Origin of the sequence: Rosistilla oblonga (assembly GCF_007751715.1) — a bacterium.
Taxonomy (GTDB): Bacteria; Planctomycetota; Planctomycetia; order Pirellulales; family Pirellulaceae; genus Rosistilla; species Rosistilla oblonga.
Map to the genome: position 1 here is coordinate 1982849 of NZ_CP036292.1, position 17540 is coordinate 2000388.

Annotated in this window: 11 protein-coding genes; 1 reads left to right on the forward strand and 10 read right to left on the reverse strand. The window is 58.1% G+C overall.

Annotated features, from left to right (window positions below; translation table 11 throughout):
• Positions 1–6: 6 nt before the first annotated feature.
• The 10 genes from CA51_RS07060 to CA51_RS07105 all read right to left on the reverse strand — a co-directional run bounded on the left by CA51_RS07060 (position 7) and on the right by CA51_RS07105 (position 15649).
• Positions 7–921, reverse strand: a complete 915-nt coding sequence (locus CA51_RS07060) for a UDP-2,3-diacylglucosamine diphosphatase (protein WP_145119093.1) — start codon at positions 919–921, stop codon at positions 7–9.
• A 13-nt stretch (positions 922–934) separates the two neighbouring features.
• A complete protein-coding gene (locus tag CA51_RS07065; RefSeq protein WP_145119095.1) occupies positions 935–1765 on the reverse strand; it encodes a class I SAM-dependent methyltransferase in 831 nt (276 codons plus the stop codon).
• A gap of 29 nt (positions 1766–1794) precedes the next feature.
• On the reverse strand, positions 1795–2982 hold the full coding sequence (locus CA51_RS07070; RefSeq protein WP_145119097.1) for a BtaA family protein: 1188 nt from the start codon (positions 2980–2982) through the stop codon (positions 1795–1797).
• Between the two features lie 232 nt (positions 2983–3214).
• A complete protein-coding gene (locus CA51_RS07075) occupies positions 3215–3994 on the reverse strand; it encodes a (5-formylfuran-3-yl)methyl phosphate synthase (RefSeq protein WP_197451657.1) in 780 nt (259 codons plus the stop codon).
• Positions 3995–4234: 240 nt separating this feature from the next.
• Positions 4235–7810 carry a DNA polymerase III subunit alpha gene (dnaE, locus tag CA51_RS07080; protein ID WP_145119101.1) on the reverse strand — a complete coding sequence of 1192 codons (3576 nt, stop codon included), beginning with the start codon at positions 7808–7810 and terminating at the stop codon, positions 4235–4237.
• A gap of 144 nt (positions 7811–7954) precedes the next feature.
• Positions 7955–8638 (reverse strand): FHA domain-containing protein, encoded by a 684-nt coding sequence (locus CA51_RS07085; RefSeq protein WP_145119103.1) that lies wholly within the window; start codon positions 8636–8638, stop codon positions 7955–7957.
• Between the two features lie 205 nt (positions 8639–8843).
• A complete protein-coding gene (locus CA51_RS07090) occupies positions 8844–9872 on the reverse strand; it encodes a zinc-binding dehydrogenase (RefSeq protein WP_145119106.1) in 1029 nt (342 codons plus the stop codon).
• The gene (locus tag CA51_RS07095; protein WP_145119108.1) at positions 9869–10567 is read right to left on the reverse strand and encodes an orotidine 5'-phosphate decarboxylase / HUMPS family protein; all 699 of its coding nucleotides are present in this window, start codon (positions 10565–10567) and stop codon (positions 9869–9871) included. The genes CA51_RS07090 and CA51_RS07095 overlap by 4 nt, the downstream gene beginning before the upstream one ends.
• Before the next feature lie 164 nt (positions 10568–10731).
• On the reverse strand, positions 10732–12168 hold the full coding sequence (locus CA51_RS07100) for a DUF1501 domain-containing protein (protein WP_145119110.1): 1437 nt from the start codon (positions 12166–12168) through the stop codon (positions 10732–10734).
• Positions 12169–12220: 52 nt separating this feature from the next.
• The gene (locus CA51_RS07105) at positions 12221–15649 is read right to left on the reverse strand and encodes a DUF1553 domain-containing protein (protein ID WP_231746043.1); all 3429 of its coding nucleotides are present in this window, start codon (positions 15647–15649) and stop codon (positions 12221–12223) included.
• 458 nt (positions 15650–16107) lie between these two features.
• Between CA51_RS07105 and CA51_RS07110 the strand changes: the two genes are divergently transcribed.
• Positions 16108–17496 (forward strand): IS4 family transposase, encoded by a 1389-nt coding sequence (locus CA51_RS07110; RefSeq protein WP_231745945.1) that lies wholly within the window; start codon positions 16108–16110, stop codon positions 17494–17496.
• Positions 17497–17540 lie beyond the last annotated feature (44 nt).

Sequence of the window (17540 nt, forward strand, 5' to 3'; positions counted from 1 at the left end):
CGGCGGCTAGCGATTGTTCGGCGAACTTTCCGCCGGTTTTGGTTCACCGACCGTCGTTACAGCGCCCGAACGGATCGATTCGCCCAACCGACGCTTCAGGCGATGGAAGATCGGACGGCGGCGGCGTTGTCCCGAGAGTTCATCGGCGCGAATGATCTGCAGCTTGCCATCGGGCCACTCGACCATCGCGGTGCAGTGTTCGATCCAGTCGCCGGTGTTGCAATACAAGACACCGTCGAGCGATTGCATCTCGGGATTGTGGATGTGACCGCAGACAACGCCTTCGCAATTCATTTGCCCCGCGTATTGATAAACCTTGTCGTGGAAGCCGCTTTTGCGTTGAACGATCTTCTTGACGCCAACCTTCAAACTGCGGCTCAACCGCACCGGGCGGACGCCCAGCAATCGCAGCATCCAGTTCAAACTGCGGTCGGTCGCAAGCAAGATCTCGTAGGCTGTCGAACCGAGTTCCGAGAGCCACCGCATTTTCTTTTCGACCACGTCGAACTGATCGCCGTGCAAAACTGCCAATCGCCGCCCATCGGCACACTGGTGTATGAAGGAGTCGCGGATTTCAACCAGCCGGTAATCCTCGGCAAAGCTGCGGAGGAAGGTGTCGTGGTTTCCTGGCGTGTAGTGGATCGAAGTGCCCGAGACGCCGAAGTCGAACAGTCGGGCGATCAGCCGCGTGTAGTCGGCGGTCCATCGGAAGCGGCGGCTGAGTCGACGATCGTCAAATAGGTCGCCCACGATATAGATATGCTGTGGCAGGCAGCGATCCAGCAGGTCCAACAGCGGACCGACTTGGCAGAATCGGCTGCCCAAATGGATGTCGGAGATGAACAGCGTCCGCGCGTCGGACAACTCCCAATCCATCGACTTTGTTGCGTCGGCGATCGGTTTGGCCTTGTTGTCGATCATCGTCAACTCCTTCTCATCGGCATGTTTCAATCGGGCGGATGTTTGGCTCGCTCGAAATACAATCCCGTTCGTTTTGCCCTGTCCACGTCGCTTCGCGTTCCGCGGGATTGGACTGCGGCGAGATCGGCTTGCGTCCGACAAACCGGTAATAGGGGACCGATACGAAAGGGATGAAGGGAAGTCCGCCACGATCCTCGTGCCGATCGGTCGACTCAAACTTCGAGCTCAAAAAAGGGAGATGGTCCGGCGAGAGAAAGACGTTGTCTTTCGCGAACCAGGTTGGCCAGAAGGCTCGAGTCACCACGCCGTGGCGACGATGGTTGGCGGCTGGATATTTCCGCGAAACGTAGAAATCGACGACGCCGATCAGCCCGCCGGGCTTAAGGATCCGCAGCGCGTTTTCGACCGCTGCAAACCAATCGGGGATCATCGTCAACGAATAGCTGAACGTCACGATGTCGGCGGCGGCGTCAGGCGTAAAAGTTGTCACATCGCAACAATGAGTGACGACATTCTTCCAGCCGCGATCGGCGATCCGTTGCTTGGCAACCTGCAGCAGCGACGGGGAGAGGTCGACGATCTCCAACCGCTCCAGCTGCGGCAATCGGTCGGCGATGCTCTCGACATTAGCTCCGGTCCCGCCGCCAAAATCGACCCATCGACCGCCCTGGGGGATCGGGATCGATTGCCACAGTTGTTCGCGGCCGTGCAGCAAACGTTTGCGAAACAGATCGTAATTGTCCGCCTGCTTGCCATAAAAACTCTCTAGACGTTGCTGGTGTGTCTCGCCACGAATGGGTAACGCAAGTTGCAGCAAGGTCTTCAGGTCGCTTGATATTGTCACGCGTGTGCTCCGATCTCAGACGGAAGCCCTCAGCCGGCGAGGTGCCCGATGAAAAACGATCCGTAGGTGCCGACGCGATCCTGTTGGTGCAGCCGCGACGCCAGATCGGTTTGCATCGACAGCAGGTCGGGAACTCTCGTTTTGCGGCCGCGATGATCGACCTGAATGTCGTTCAGGTAATCGGTCCGAAGTCCACCGCTGCGCCAGATCAGTCGCGCATCGGGCCGGGCCCGGTCGGCGATCTGTTGCCATTCCTCGACAAGCGCCGCGTGCCGATGCTCGCTCATCCAATCCATGTGGTCCAGCAGAACAAAACGGCTTGGTTGCACCGAAGTTTGATTCAGGAAATCGGTGAGCGTTGTCGTATGGACGTTCACGCGGTCGACTAATCCGCCACGCAACCGATCCAAGTTGGCGGGCTTCAGATATTCCGGGCAACACGTTGGGCTGTATTGTCCGGTCAAATAGACTCGCCAGAAGTAATTGTCGGACAATGGCAATCTCGCGAATACATGATCGAGAGAATGTTCGATGAAGCCGGCGATCCCGCCGCCAAAATCGCGTTCGACTTGACGTCGTTGTGCACGAGGCACACCCAACATCGAGAGGGTCGAATCGCGGCCCATCGCCATCCGCACCGGCCGCTTCCAAATCTGGGGGAAGACATGCGTCTGGTATTCATCGCGTTGTTGTTCCAGCGTCTCTGCATTCAGCATCCGATCGACGCTGCCCCGCGCTTTGGCGACGCGATCGATGTATTTGTTGATCAACCAAGCGAATGCGCCAGACGATCCGCGGAAATAAAACGATCGGTCGGGGTTCGCAAAGAATTTGATATAGCGATCCCAATATCCGCGAGCGAAGTCCGAGAGGTCGGTTCGCATGCTGTCGCGATAGGCTTCGACAGCCGTCGGCAGATAGCCGCGGCCGAACATCGAAAAGACTTCGTCGTTGGGCAACCGGCGAATCGCTGCCAGCTTCAACTCCAACAATGCATTTTGCCGTGGGTTCATGTCGACCGCATGGACCGATCGAACGTCGCACAACGCGTAATCGAGCGCGTTGCAACCGGCCGAGGTGATCATCACGATGTCGTCGCCGGGGCCAAGCCCTAACGCTTCGCGATCCAATCGTGGATCCTCCCAGCAGGTGTTGTAGATTAGCTGGTTTTGATGCACGAAATTGAACATCCGTTCGCTTATCCAGCGTCCGATCATGGTCGCGTTCCTAAACACTCGAGGGATGGGCTGCCGTTCACACAAGCGGCATCGTGCACGATCCCTCGACCGCTGGAAACCTTCAAATCCGAGCTTCGCAGAAAATTAAGCAAACCCTCTCGGCAACTAAACGCTGGCCCGCTCAAACGCTTTGTTTGCCACGCCCTACGGTGAAGATTGGATGAACGCCGGTCGACGCTTATCCGAATCGCGACGCTCGCGAAGAGAGCGATTACCGATCGATCGGAGCTTCCGTGGAGGCCATCGCTTGGCACCAAGCGGCGATCTTGTCGGGATCGATCTGTGAGTCGCGTCCGCCGCTACAGACGGCGCCGCGAATTCCCAGCAGGTCGGCTCCGAGTGACCTGAGTGAATCGACGTCCTGCAGCGCCAGCGATCCCGCCAACACCGTGCCGATTCCGTGTTGGCGACCCATCGCGATGACATCGGTTAACTGCCGGGGCGTTAACCAGTCCAATAACCGTCGCCCATCTTTGGTCGCTGTGTCGATCAGCAACCACCGGTGTTCCGTCTGAATCGCCAGTTCGGCGATCGTCTCGACGGGGGCGCAATCGGCCTCGGCATGGTCGGCATAAGCGACAGCCACGGAGGTTGTCGCGTCGGGCATCGCGGCTCGAAACCGTAACATCGCATCGCGGATTTGGCTGGCGCTACAAAGTCCCGCGGGGCCCGCTTTGGCAAACCGAATTCCCGCTGGCAACGCCAACCGATGCGACTGGAGTTCCCGCAATTCGCCACACGCGGCGCTGAACCCCAGTCCGGTCGGCTTCAGGCTCGCTACCCGTTGCAAGACGGCGTCGCTGCAGCGTCCCAACGCGCCAGCCTTGGGGTTCTTGAAATCGATGATCGCCAGCGGAAACTGGCAGGCGATTTTTGCTTCGGCAATCGAACGGACGCTGATCAGCAACGGTACCGCGTCGGTTCGCGCGATGCCGCCGACGGCTGGACTGGCGATTGGTAGGCCCGCTGATTTGTTGGTGTTCTGAAGCAAACCAAGCTCTTTCGTCGACGATCGATCTATAGGATAGCGGGCTCCTGGGCGAGCAGCGATTGTAACATGCCGCCGCGTTTTCCGTCTTGCCCCGGCGCTACGCAGCAAAGATCGAATCCAACGCCCGGCGACGCCGAATCAGTGTCGTACCGCCGCCAACGCCCAGCCGGACGGAATCGAAACGACAACCGAAGCAGATGGTTTTGGTTGTCGCCGTTGTTCGATGCGTCAGCCGTTCCGCTACGATGAATATTTCTTCTGCTGCACGCCGGGGGCCACTTTGGGACGCGTGATCAGCAGCTTGTACCGTCCGGGGCCCAGCAGATCGTCGATCCGATCTCGCAGTTCATTGTTGACCTGGACCTTGTACTTTTGGCTCCGCATCACGACTGCTTCGCCCGTCTTCAGGTGCATCGAGACCATCAGTTCCTGTCCGCCGGGATAACCGCGAAGGACCTCGCGAACGTGAGGCAACATCTCGTCGTGCGTCGTCTCGTCGAGATCGATCAAGATTCCGCGGGTGTATTTGGCGTCGAGTTCCTCCAGCGGCACCAATTCGTTGACGATCAAGTTGATCTCGTCGCCACCACCACGCCGATCGACGACACCGCGAACGATCAAGACGGCGTCGGGGACAACCATCTCGCCCATCTTTTGATAGCCGTCGGGCCAGAGGATGCAGCGAATCGGACCCTCGACATCCTCGAGGTCAAAGTTCGCATACTTCGACGGCGCACCGGGCTTTGGGTTTTTGGTGTGGGCGATTTTGATCGAACTCATCATTCCGCCGATGATCACTTCGGTGCGATCCTCGCACTCGATCAATTGGCTGGTTTTGTGCGTCCGGAAAGTGCTCAGCTTCTGTTCGAATTCGGCCAGCGGATGGCTGGTCAGGTAATATCCCAGCACCTCTTTTTCGGCCAGCATCGCTTGTCGTTCGGGCCAGTCTTCGACGTCGGGCAAGGCGTTGGTAGGATCCTTCTCCTCTTCCTCCTCGGTCGCGTCTTCAAACTCACCAAACAAGCTCTTCTGGCCACTCTTGCGATCGGCAAGCGCCGCCGCTCCGCTTTGCAAGGCGCGGTCCAACGCTGCGTGCAGTTGTCCGCGTTTGCCAAAGTCGTCCATCGCACCGGCTTTGATCAACGTTTCGACCGCCGCGCGATTACATCGTTGCGGATCGACCCGTTCGCAAAAATCGAAGATGTCTTTGAACGGCCCATTGGCGTGCCGTTCCTCCGCGATCGCGACCGCGGTCCCACCGCCGCAGCCCTTGATCGCCGACATGCCAAAGATGATCTTTCCGTCGGAAACCGAGAAGTCCGAATCGCTAACGTTGACGTTCGGATTAACGATCTCGATGTTCATCCGTTGGCAATCTTCCATGTGCTCGATAAGCGCATCCTTACGCTTAAAGTTCCGCCCGCTGATGTCGCTCGACAGCAACGCCGCCATGAACTCCACCGGATAGTGGGCTTTGAGATATGCGGTTTGGAAAGCGACAAGCGCATAAGCTGTCGAGTGCGACTTGTTGAAGCCGTAGCCAGCGAACTTTTGGATCATCACCCAAATGTCGTCGGCCTCTTTCTTCGTAAGCCCGTTGGCGATCGTCCCCTCGATGAACTTCTCGTGGTTCTGGTTGATCAGCGCTTCTTTTTTCTTACTGATCGCCTTAATACAGGTGTACGCGTTGGCCAGCGGAATGCCGCCCAAGCGGTTCAAAATCCGCATCACCTGTTCTTGGTAAACCATCACCGAGTTGGTTTCGGCGAGGATCTCTTCGAGCACCGGGTGCTTGTATTCGGGCTCTTCCTTGCCGTGCTTCACGTTCACGTAGGTATCGACCATACCGCCCTCCAACGGGCCGGGACGATACAACGCCGCTGTCGCGATGATGTCGTGGAAGCTATCCGGTTTCATCCGCTGCAACAGGTCGCGAATACCGCCGGATTCCAGCTGGAAAACACCTTTGGTTTCACCGCGCTGCAGCAGCGCGTAACTCGCTTTGTCGTCCAGCGGGAATTGCTGCGGATCGATCCGCTCGCCGGTCGTCTGTTCGATCAAATCGACCGCCTTGCTGAGGATCGTGAGGTTGCGAAGCCCCAGGAAATCCATCTTCAACAGACCGGCAGATTCCACGTCGTTCATCGACCACTGCGTGATCACGTCCTGCTTGCCCGGAACCCGGCCGATCGGCAGGTATTCCGACAGCGGTTTATCGGCGATCACAACCGCCGCTGCGTGGGTGCCGACGTTCCGCGCCAGTCCCTCGATCCGCATCGCTAGGTCCAACAGTTCGCGGACCTCCGAATCGCCGTCGTAAGTCTTCTGCAGCTCCTCGTTCTTTTCGAGCGCTTTGGCGATCGTGATCTTTAGTTCGTCGGGAACCATCTCGGTGATCTGGTTCACGCGAAACAGCGGGATCCCCAACGCGCGGCCTACATCTTTGATTGCCGCGCGAGCCGCCAAGGTTCCAAACGTACCGATCTGGCAAACGTTATCGTGTCCGTATTTCTCCTTCACGTAGTCGATTACTTCGACCCGGCGATCCTTGTCGAAGTCGACGTCGATATCTGGCGGCTCTTTCCGGTTTTCATCCAAGAACCGCTCGAACAGCAGATCGTATTTCAGCGGGCAGACGTGCGACAGATACAACGCATAACAAACGATCGCCCCTACACCGCTACCACGAACCGTCGCCCAGATGCCTTTGCTGCGGCCGTGTAATACAAAGTCCCATACGATCAAGAAGTAGGTCGGGAAACCGAGCTTGTCGATCACGCCCAGTTCGCGTTCGAGCCGCGCGTGCACCTCTTCGGACAGGTCGCCGTCATCTCCATCGGGCAGTCGGTCGCGGTCGCCCTTGTAACGGTCTTTCAGGCCCGTGATACACAGCTCACGCAGATATTGAGTCGCTGTCTTCCCCTCGGGAACTTCGAAATTTGGAAAGTAGAACTTGCCGAGGTTGAGTTCCAAGTTGACCGAATCGGCGATCTTCTGGCTGCGCGCAACAGCGTCCTCGAGTCCGGGGAACTTCTCGTACATCTGGTCGGGCGTACGCAGGAAGTACTGGTTCCCGTCCATCTTCATCCGCGACGTGTCGGTCCGGAAGCGGCCGGTGTTGATGCACAACATCACGTCCTGAGCTTCGGCATCGTCGGGATCGACGTAGTGGCAATCGCTGGTCGCGACGACGGGCAAGCCCATCTTGTTGGCGATATCGACGGCGCCGGCCAGTTGCTGGCGTTGGATGTCGACGCCGTTGTTCATGACTTCGATAAAGTAGCGATCGCCAAAAACGCGTTCGAACCAACTGGCGACTCCCATCGCCTCCTTCTCGATCTCTTCGGTCGAAGATCCCTTGAGGATCGCGCGGCTGAATTCGCTGCTCACGCAACCCGACAGACAGATGATCCCCTCGCTGAATTCCTCCAGGATCTGTTTGTCGATCCGCGGCTTGAAGTAGAACCCTTCTAGGCTCGCTTTGGAGGCCAGGCGGATGAGGTTCTGGAAGCCGGTTTTGTTCTGAGCTAGCAGCGTCAGGTGATAGCTGGCGTCGCGGCTGCCGCCACCAGAACCCTTGTCGAATCGGCTGCCCGGGGCGATGTAGGCTTCGTAGCCGACGATCGGGTTGATGTTGGCAGCTCTTGCCGTGCGGTAGAACTCAAGCGCACCGTGCAGGTTGCCGTGGTCGGTCAACGCCAGCGCATTCATGCCATGTTCGCTGCAACGTTGGACCAGTTTGGGGATCGAACTGGCACCGTCCAACAGGCTGTAGTGGCTGTGACAATGCAAGTGCGTAAATGGTCGAGCGTTCATGAATCCGATTCCCAGCAAAGGTCCTGCTTGACTTGTAACTGCAATGCCGCGCAGCGAAAACGCGGCCCAGAGCGTCTGGCGCGCGATACCGACTCTACGTTACGACTTCGTCGGCGAGATTTAAACCGGACTTGACGACGACGTTCAATCCATCCAATCGGGATCGGCCGCCTTGCGTATCATCGTGCCGATTTTGGCTTGTAGATCGATCATCCGTTGCCAAGCCGCATAGTCGATGACGACCTCTTGAGTCCGTTCATCGATCTGAGCGTGATCGATCAGTTTTTGCAGCCGCTGGTGCAGGAATTCGAGCACCTCGCACATCTGGGCTGCTTGGCTGGGAGATAACCGGTCGGGGATTTCCGGGGTTTCGATCATCCCCAAAGTCCCCGCCGACTCGCGATCGGTATTCCGTTCGCCGACTTCGAAATCGAGCGCCGAACTACCTTCGCCAGCGGAGAGGTCCTGAGTCATCGTCGCACCGATGTTCTTGTCGCTGGCCGCCTGCAGTGCCGCGACCCGGGCTGCGATCTGTTCCTCGGTTCCGACCAGCAGCATGCTGCGGCCAACCGAAACCAAATCGCCGTGCCGCAAGATCCGTAGATGGCTCTCCTGGCCATTGACCTTGGTGCCATTGGTGCTGTCCAGGTCGGTCAACACCAGCCGTTCATTGTCGTATTGGATCTTCAGATGACAGCGGCTGATCCGTTCATCGTTTAACTGGATCGTGTTCCCCTCTTCGCGCCCGATCGTTACGGGGGGGGCGATGTCGCGGAACACTTTCCCACGATCACTACCATGCAGAACTGTGAGCGTAACCTCGGTCATGTCGCCTGTTCCTGACTTGTGACCCAATCTGTACTGGCCGACAAAATGAACGTCGAAAAATTATATGTTTCCCCATTAGATTTTGGCATCCAGCGATCTACTGGGCAACTGTCCATCTTCAGCATTGATGATAAATTTCTCAGCAACTTCACCTACCCGCCCCCCGATCGACGCTGAACATGGAGAATTGTTGTTTCAACAAACGTCATTCCTGGCCAGGCAGGATCACCGATTTAACGATCTCTCCGTGGTGCATTCGCTCGAACGCCTGCTGCCATTGCCCGATTCCAAACGTCCCGCCAACGATCGGTTGAACGTCTAATTGTTTGGAGGTCAACAGGCTGATCACCCGTTCCCAGATCGGCCAATTGTGGCTGAAGCTCCCCTGCAATGTCACATTTTTTTGGACCAGTGGGTCGATCGAGAAGCCCAGCGGTTTGGGGCCCCAGCCGACTTTGGTGATCCATCCGGCGGGGCGGACCAATTCGATCGCCAATTGCAGCGTGCTGGAAACGCCCGCCGCATCGATCACGACGTCGACGCCCAATCCGTCTCCCTGGCGAGCCCATTCGCTGGCGTCGGTGAGCGTCGTGACGCCATATTTCTGGGCGACAGCAAACCGGTGCGTGTCCGATTCCAGCCCCAGCACGGCGACGTCAGCACCGACAAGTTTTGCCACCGCGGCGCACAGGATCCCGATCGTTCCGGGACCGATCACTAGCACGCGGTCTCCCGGTTCGATCCGCGAATTTTTGACGACAGCGTTGTAAGCGACGCAGCACGGTTCGGTGACCGCAGCGTGTTCAAACGCCAGCGCGTCGGGAACGCGATGCAAACAGCGGCTGGGGACGCGGACAAACCGAGTCATCGCCCCGTCGACTCCATAACCAAAGCCCTTCCGAGTCGGATCCAGGTTGTACAACCCACGCCGCGACATCGGATTGTCGACGTCGATGATCGCCGCGGTTTCGCTGGCGATCCGGTCCCCTTCGCGCCAGCTGGCAACGTTGGCTCCCGTTTCGACGATCGTTCCGGCAAATTCGTGTCCCAGCACCACCGGATAGTTGACCGGCCAGCTGTGGGTCGCCGTCCATTGGTGCAAGTCGCTGCCGCAGACGCCGACCGCGGCGACTTCGACCAGCACGTCGTCGGTCCCGATCGTCGGCCGCTGGAATTCTCGGATCTCGACGCTTCCCGGATCGGGGGCAAAGTTAACTATCGCTGGCGATTTCATCGTTGCACCTCGTCGTAGGCATGTACTTTTTCACAGATCAGGCGAAGCGAACTTTCCAGGTCGCCATCGGCTGTCTTAAATGCATCGGCATCGATCGTCAGCGGCGCTCCCAAAACAACCAACGGGGCCCCATAAGCCGGACATTGGATCGCTTCTTCGATCGACAGACCGCCGACAGCTTGGACGGGAATCTTGACCGCATCGACAACGGCTCGCAGATCGTCCAGTGGGCTCGGCATCCGTCCGCCAGCCGCTGCGATTCCGCGGCGATGATCGTAACCGATATGATGGACGATGTAGTCGCAGCCGAGGTCTTCCAGCCGCCGCGCACCATCGACCATCGTGTCGTAGGCCATGTTGTCTCCCATCACGCCGACGCCGTAATCGCGTCCCGCTTTGACGACGCACTCGATCGTCTCGTCGTGCGCTTGAGCCATCACGACGACGTGCGTCGCACCGGCACCCGCCATCATCTCCGCTTCCAAGTATCCGCCATCCATCGTCTTCAGGTCGGCGACGATCGGCACGTCGGGGAATCGTTCTCGCAGAGCGCGGATGCCATGCAAGCCTTCGGCCAAGATCAGCGGCGTCCCCGCTTCGATCCAGTCGACGCCGGCGCGGATCGCCAGTTCGGCTGTCTCGAGCGCTTCGGCTATCGTCGTCAGGTCCAACGAAATCTGAACAATCGGTTTCATCGATCTCTCGCAGCGTTTCGGATAGAAAAGGGGGCGGCTGGCACGCGCAACGGCATCCATGGGATCGCATGTTATACCCGCTGCACGCGACGATCGCACGCGTTGCGATCGACATTCTGTCCGAGATAACTATCGACTGATGCGGTGCGTCGACGTGAGACCGATCAAGCCAACAAATCTTTGACGACGTGTCCGTGCACATCGGTCAGTCGGAAATCGCGTCCTTGGAAGCGATAGGTCAATTGTTCGTGGTCGAAGCCCAGCAGATGCAGGATCGTCGCCTGCAGGTCGTGGATGTGGACAGGTTTCTCGGCGACGTTGAAGCCGAGTTCGTCGGAGTTCCCGTAGTCGAAGCCTCCTTTGACGCCGCCGCCAGCCAACCACATCGTGAAGGCGTCGGGATAGTGATCGCGGCCCAAGATCTTCCCTTTGGCTGTGCGTCCCTCGCGGAAAGGTGTGCGGCCAAATTCGCCGCCCCAAACGATCAGCGTGTCTTCAAACAATCCACGCTGTTTGAGATCCTTGATCAGCGCGGCGATTGGTTTGTCCATCGTCGCACACTTATCGGTCAGCCCTTTCTGGATCCCCGTCGCTGCACCGGTGCCATGGAAATCCCAACCCCAATCGAACAGTTGGACGAACCGAACGCCCGATTCGACCAGCCGCCGAGCCAACAGGCAGTTGTTCGCCAAGCTGGCGCCGCCGACCTCCGCACCGTATTCGTCCAGCGTCTTTTGCGATTCCTGTGAGATGTCCATCACTTCGGGAACCGCCGTCTGCATCCGAAACGCCAGCTCGTACTGCGCGATCCGGGTCATCGTTTCGGGATGCCCCAGTTGTTCGGCTTGGATTTGATTCAGGTCGCGGATGGCATCCAGGCTCATCCGCCGCATCCCGCGGCTCATCCCCGCCGGGTCGGAGGAATACAAAACCGGATCGCCTTTGCTGCGGCATTGCACTCCTTGATAGACCGACGGCAGGAATCCGCTGCCAAACGAGTTCTTGCCGCCGTTGGGTTGAACGCCGCTGGAAATTAAGACGACAAAACCGGGGAGGTTTTCGTTTTCGCTGCCCAATCCGTAAGTCGTCCACGATCCGAGCGAAGGACGTCCCGAACGCGGAGACCCCGTTAATACAAGCAGTTCCGCCGGGGCGTGGTTGAACTGGTCGGTGTACATCGAATGGACGATGCACATGTCGTCGGCGGTTTTGTGGAAGTTGGGGATCGCATCGGACATCCAGGTCCCGTTGCTGCCACACTGCTTCCACTTCCGCGGCGATCCCAGCAGCTTCGGTTTGCCGCTGGTGAATGCAAACGTCTTCCCTTCGATAAAATGGTCGGGACAATCCTGGTCGTCGCGCTGCTCCAGTTCGGGCTTGTAATCGAACATGTCCAGGTTCGGTGGCGAACCGGTCATGTGCAGGTAGATCACGCGTTTCGCTTTCGCCGGGAAGTGAGGCTTGGCTGCCGCCAGCGGATCGTTGCCCGAAGCGTCGCCGGCCATCAGACTGGCGAGCGCCATCGCTCCCACGCCCGCTGTCGATTGCTGCAGGAAGTGCCTCCGCGTGCTGAAGGCTGCGTATTCGATTCGTGGATCCATCGAGCTTATCCTTGGTTTTTGCGGCCCGTCAGGGAAAGGGGCAGCGATGCGATCAGCGTTTGAGAAACAGTTCGTCTAGGTTCAACAGCACGTTGCCAACAACAGTCATCGCCGCGGCTTCGGCGACATCCATTCCGTCGGGCAGTTCGCCCAGCGGCTCTTCGGCCAGTTGATGAGCCAACGCCGGATCGGCTTGGAATTCGGTCAACGCTTGCTGATACAACGCAGCCAAACGGTCGACTTCGATTTCCGTAGGCTCTCGCAACAAGCACGTCCGCAGCCCAAATTCGACCCGACCTCGGACCGACGAATCCGCCGTTAACATCCGCCGAGCCAGAGCTTGAGCCGCTTCGACGTAGACCGGATCGTTGAGTGTCACCAACGCTTGCAGCGGAGTGTTGGTCCGCCCACGTCGCACCGTGCAGACCTCGCGGTTGGGAGCGTCGAATGTTGCCATCGACGGATAGGGGCTCGAACGCCGCCACATCGTATAGATTCCGCGACGGTATTTGTCGTCGCCAGGACTTGTTTTCCAATCGGTCGCCGATCCAAACGCTGCGTTTAACCCGAGGTTGGGTTGCGGCGGCTTGGCCGGCGGGCCAAACATCTTGTGGCTCAGCAGACCGCTCAACTGCAACGCTTGGTCGCGGACCATCTCTGCCGAGATCCGGTATCGCGGGCCGCGAGCCAACAACCGATTTGCGGGATCCTTTTCCTGCAACTCCGGCGACGTCACCGAACTCTGCCGGTAGGTCGCCGAGGTGACGATCAATCGCAGCAACGCCTTCAGATCCCAGCCGCTGTCGCGAAGTTCGACCGCCAGCCAATCCAGTAGCTGCGGATGCGAGGGAAGTTCTCCCTGCGAGCCAAACTCTTCGCTCGATTCGACGATTCCGATGCCGAAGATCTCTTCCCAGTGTCGGTTGGCGATCACCCGCGGTGTCAAAGCGTTTTGATCGTCGACCAGCCACTGGGCTAGCGACAATCGATCGGCCGGGCGGTCGGCGGACAGCGGATGGAATGCTGCGGGCGTGCCACGATCGACGTCGGCTCCGGCTGACTGATAATCGCCACGCAGATGGATGTAAGTCGACCGCTGCTTCTCGCTTGGCAGCTCCTCTTGGATCGGCACGGTCGTATACGGTTTGATGTCGGCGAGTTGTTTTTCAAGCTTCGCCAGTTGGGTTCGGACCGGCGCCAGTTGCGGCGCGATCGTGCGATAGTAGGCGGCCAACTGGTTCGCTTGCTTCTCATCCAGCGGTTCGGTTTGCAACACGATCGATCGGATTGCGTTGGGCAAGCTGGCCCATTGTGTCAGGTTGGCCGAATCGCTTGCTCGCACGCGAACCTTGTCTAACAGGTGACGAACGTGTACCGATTTCTGGTGCAATTGCAGTTCCAGCACGCCGGCGGCGAGGGGCCGCGGTGGATCGAGCGTCAGCGTCAACTGATGCGGTTGGCCAAGTCCACCTGCGATCGCCCAGCCCTTTTTCGTGTCCTGTTTGTCCAGAATCGTTGTCGCTGCAGGAAAGCCCGACTGTTCATAATCAGCCAACGCGTTTTGGAACCGCAGTTGGACCGCTCCGCCGAGAGCGATCGATTGGTTGGGGCTGGGGATGGCGTCGGGCGTTTGTTCCCACACGACTTTGCGTCGCGCATCCAGCAGGCTCACCTTGTAACCCTTCAACCGCTGTTCGATCGAAGCACCTCCGTCGGTTCGGTTCCAGATCACGACTTCGTCGATCGGATGCGATTGCTTCAGGTCGATCTCAAACCATGGGTTGGCTTCGGCGTTGGTGTGCGTGACCGAATTCTTGTAGAAATCCCCTTCGGTGTTGCCGTCGATGGCTCGCGCCGCCGGTGCGTTATATCCGGTGGAACTCTGCGAAGCGGCGCTGGCAAGAGCGATGTTCTTCGAATCGCTGAACGCCTGCACTTCGGCCAGATGGATCATCTTTCCTTTGCCCGCCAGTTCGATCCTCACGAATCGGGCATCGACAGGTTGTGGTTCGGTGGGCGTCCAGGAAGCGGTCGCTTGTGTGAGGACAAAGTTGGCGCTCTGTTCGGGAGAGATCTCCAACTGCAATCCCGCCACCTGTTCCCCGGCGGTTTCAAATCGCAGCGTGTAGAGATCGTGGTCGCTCTTGTCGCCGCTGGCCTCGATCCATCCCTCGGCGTCGGTCGTCAATTGACGATGCTGAGCGGTAGCGGCGGCCGGAATCAGTGGCTTCCAAGTTGGCGGCGTCTTGATTTCGGCGAGCCACTTCGCTTGATCGGCTTCGATTTCGGGAGTCGTCTGCTGCAGTGTCGCTTTCAGGTCCGCGATCTGTTCGGCCCATTGCTGCTTCTGAGCTTTCTGTTCGTCGGTCCAGATCGGCAGCGTCGGCCGTTCGTCTTTGATGTCGGCGTCCAACGTGTTGTTGAAGATCGCAAAGAAGCGAAAGTACTCTTCGTGCGTGATCGGATCATATTTATGCGTGTGGCACTGGGCGCAGGCCATCGTCGTTCCCATCCAGACAGACATCGTCGTGTTAACGCGATCGACGACTGCCACGTTGCGGAACTCTTCGTCGTTGGTTCCCCCTTCGCTGTTGGTCATCGTGTTGCGATGGAAGGCGGTGGCGATCAATTGTTCGTCGGTTGGATTGTCCAACAGGTCGCCAGCGATCTGTTCGATCGTGAACTGATCAAACGGCTTGTTGGCGTTCAACGATCGGATCACGTAATCGCGATAGGCCCAGATCGTCCGCGGCGGATCGTCGGCGTATCCGGCGCTGTCGGCGTATCGGGCCAGATCCAACCAGACCCGCGCCCAACGTTCACCAAACGCGGGTTGTTCCAATAACGCATCGACATACGATTCGAAGGCATCGTCCCGCGTGTCTTCTACAAATGCTTGGACCTGTTCCCACTGGGGCGGCAGGCCGGTCAAGTCGATCGCCACGCGGCGGGCCAACGCGTATCGGTCGGCCGCGGGCGATGGCTGCAGTCCCTCGGCCTCCAACCTGGCCAGGACAAAATGATCGATCGGGTTGCGCGGCCAATCACCTTGTTTGACTTCGGGCAGCGGAGAACGGACCGGTGGTTCGTAGGACCAGTGCCGCGCGTAATGCGCTCCCTGTTGGATCCATCGGCGCATCCGATCGATCTCATCGGCGGTCAGTTGTTTGCCTTTGCCCGGGGGCGGCATCCGCAGGTCTTCGTCGTCGGTCGTCAATCGAGCTATCAGCTCGCTCGCCTCGGGATCGCCCGGCACGATCGCGGCGTAGCCTCCGAGATCGATTTGCGAACCCGCTTCGGTATCGAAGCGAAGTTCGGTCGAACGAGCGGCTTCATCGGGGCCGTGACACATCACACAATTGTTCGAAAGCAACGAGCGGATTTCGCGATTAAAATCGACTTGTTGGGCGCGAATGTTATTCACGGACAGCAGTGTGATCGCGAAGACCGCCAGTCGCAGCGAACTGGCTTGTCGTTTCAAGAGAACACGTTGGCGGTTTTCGATCATGAATAGTCGACAGAGCGTAGGAGGGAATGGCGAATTCGGTCCATAGCGGCAGAGCGTCGCGGGGAACGACCGCCGGCGGAAATCCATTCGCGTCGGCAAACGTTTCGGATGACAGGCGGGAGCGTCAATCGTACGGAAAACTTGGGGAAAGCCGAGGCTTCATGGTACCAGCCCGCCGAAGGCCAAGCAATTATTTGGCGAATCGCTGCCGCGGTGCCCCGTTGTGGAACTCGTCATGAGTTCCGGGAAGGAGAAGGGAGATCGGCCGTAGATCGAAAGTCTCGACGGCCTGTTGATTTAATCGCGTGCGAACTTCTTGAATTAGCCGTTTGGGCGTTAGCCAAATGGCACTCATTTTCACATTCCAGTAACATTTCCCTTCCCACCACATGCGATTGGCACTGAATTTGCGCTAGCGGTTTGGTTTTCTTTTGACTGCCAGAAAAAGCCATTCCATGTCGAGCGATGCAAGAACTCAGAACCTTAGTGCGGCTTTCGAACTGCTCAAACAGTGGACGGACATCGGCGATGCCGATGTGTTTGAAGAGCTTGGGCCAGCGGCCGTCTATAAAACAAGTGTAGTTCTGTGGCTGATGCTCTTCCAGCGCCTCAACCCCAAGGCGAGTCTGCGAGATGCCGTTCTCCACTTTATCGCAACGGCTCCCCCGGAACTCAAGACGAACAAGCGACTTCGTGAGGGTTCGCTTTCGACGAAGAGCAGCAGTTACAGCGATGCACGACATCGGCTCAGCTTGAAGGCAGCTCATTGGTTCCAAGAGCGTGTCGCGTCGTCGATCGTTAACTCGACGGCGCCGACATGGGGTGACCGGCGTGTGTTCTTGATCGATGGAACGACCTTTACACTGGCTCCAGTGGCCGAGCTTCAGGCCGCTTACCCACCCGCCTCTAACCAGTACGGCGAAAGTGTGTGGCCAATCGCGTATGTGGTTTTCGCACATGAACTCAGCTCGGGGGCAGCAGTGCCTGAGGAGATTGGAGCTATGTATGGCCCAAACGCCGTCTCAGAAACTCGGCTTGCTCAAACTCTCATGAAGCGACTCCCGGCTAAATCCATCATCATGGCCGACGCTGGGTTCGGAATATTTTCGACTGCTTATCATGCCCATTTGAATGGACACAATTTTGTTCTACGGCTAAAGAAAGATCGATTCAATCGAATTCGGAAGCGGGCAGAGCTAATCCATTCGACAGCCACTTCGAAAAGCTACCGGGTGTCCTGGACTCCTTCGGCCAAGGAACGAGTAACCAATCCAGACCTCCCATCCGACTGTGTCATAGCGGCGATGATCCATGAATTGAAGATCGGGGAAGAGAGCCTCTACCTCGTCGAGGATATCGATGCGACGCCCAAGCAACTGCGCGATCTGTACTGGAAACGCAACGATATCGAAGTCGATATCCGCAACATCAAACTGGTAATCGGTACCGAAGAGATCCGAGCGAAGTCGAAGGAGATGTTTCTCAAAGAGTTCGCCTTGTCGATGGTAGCGTACAATTTAGCGACCCAATTGCGTCGCCAAGCCGCAGTGATTGCCGAGTGTGAGCCCCGCGAATTAAGCTTTACGGGCGTGTGGTCTGTCTACCGTCACATGCTGCAGGGGATTGAAGTCAGTGACCCCGGTCGTTGGATCGAACGTTTGGATCGCGTGCTGCACTACGCCTCAAAGCAAAAGCTTCCCAACCGCCCAGGCCGCAGTTATCCACGCGAGGCCTACGCCCGCCGCCCCAAAACCACCCACTTCCAGAAACGAAGAAAGAAAAGTAAACCCAACGATCCAGAAGAACCAACGTCAAAGTGAGTGCCATTGGGCGTTAGCCCCGGTTTAGCGGTGTTTGAACCGGG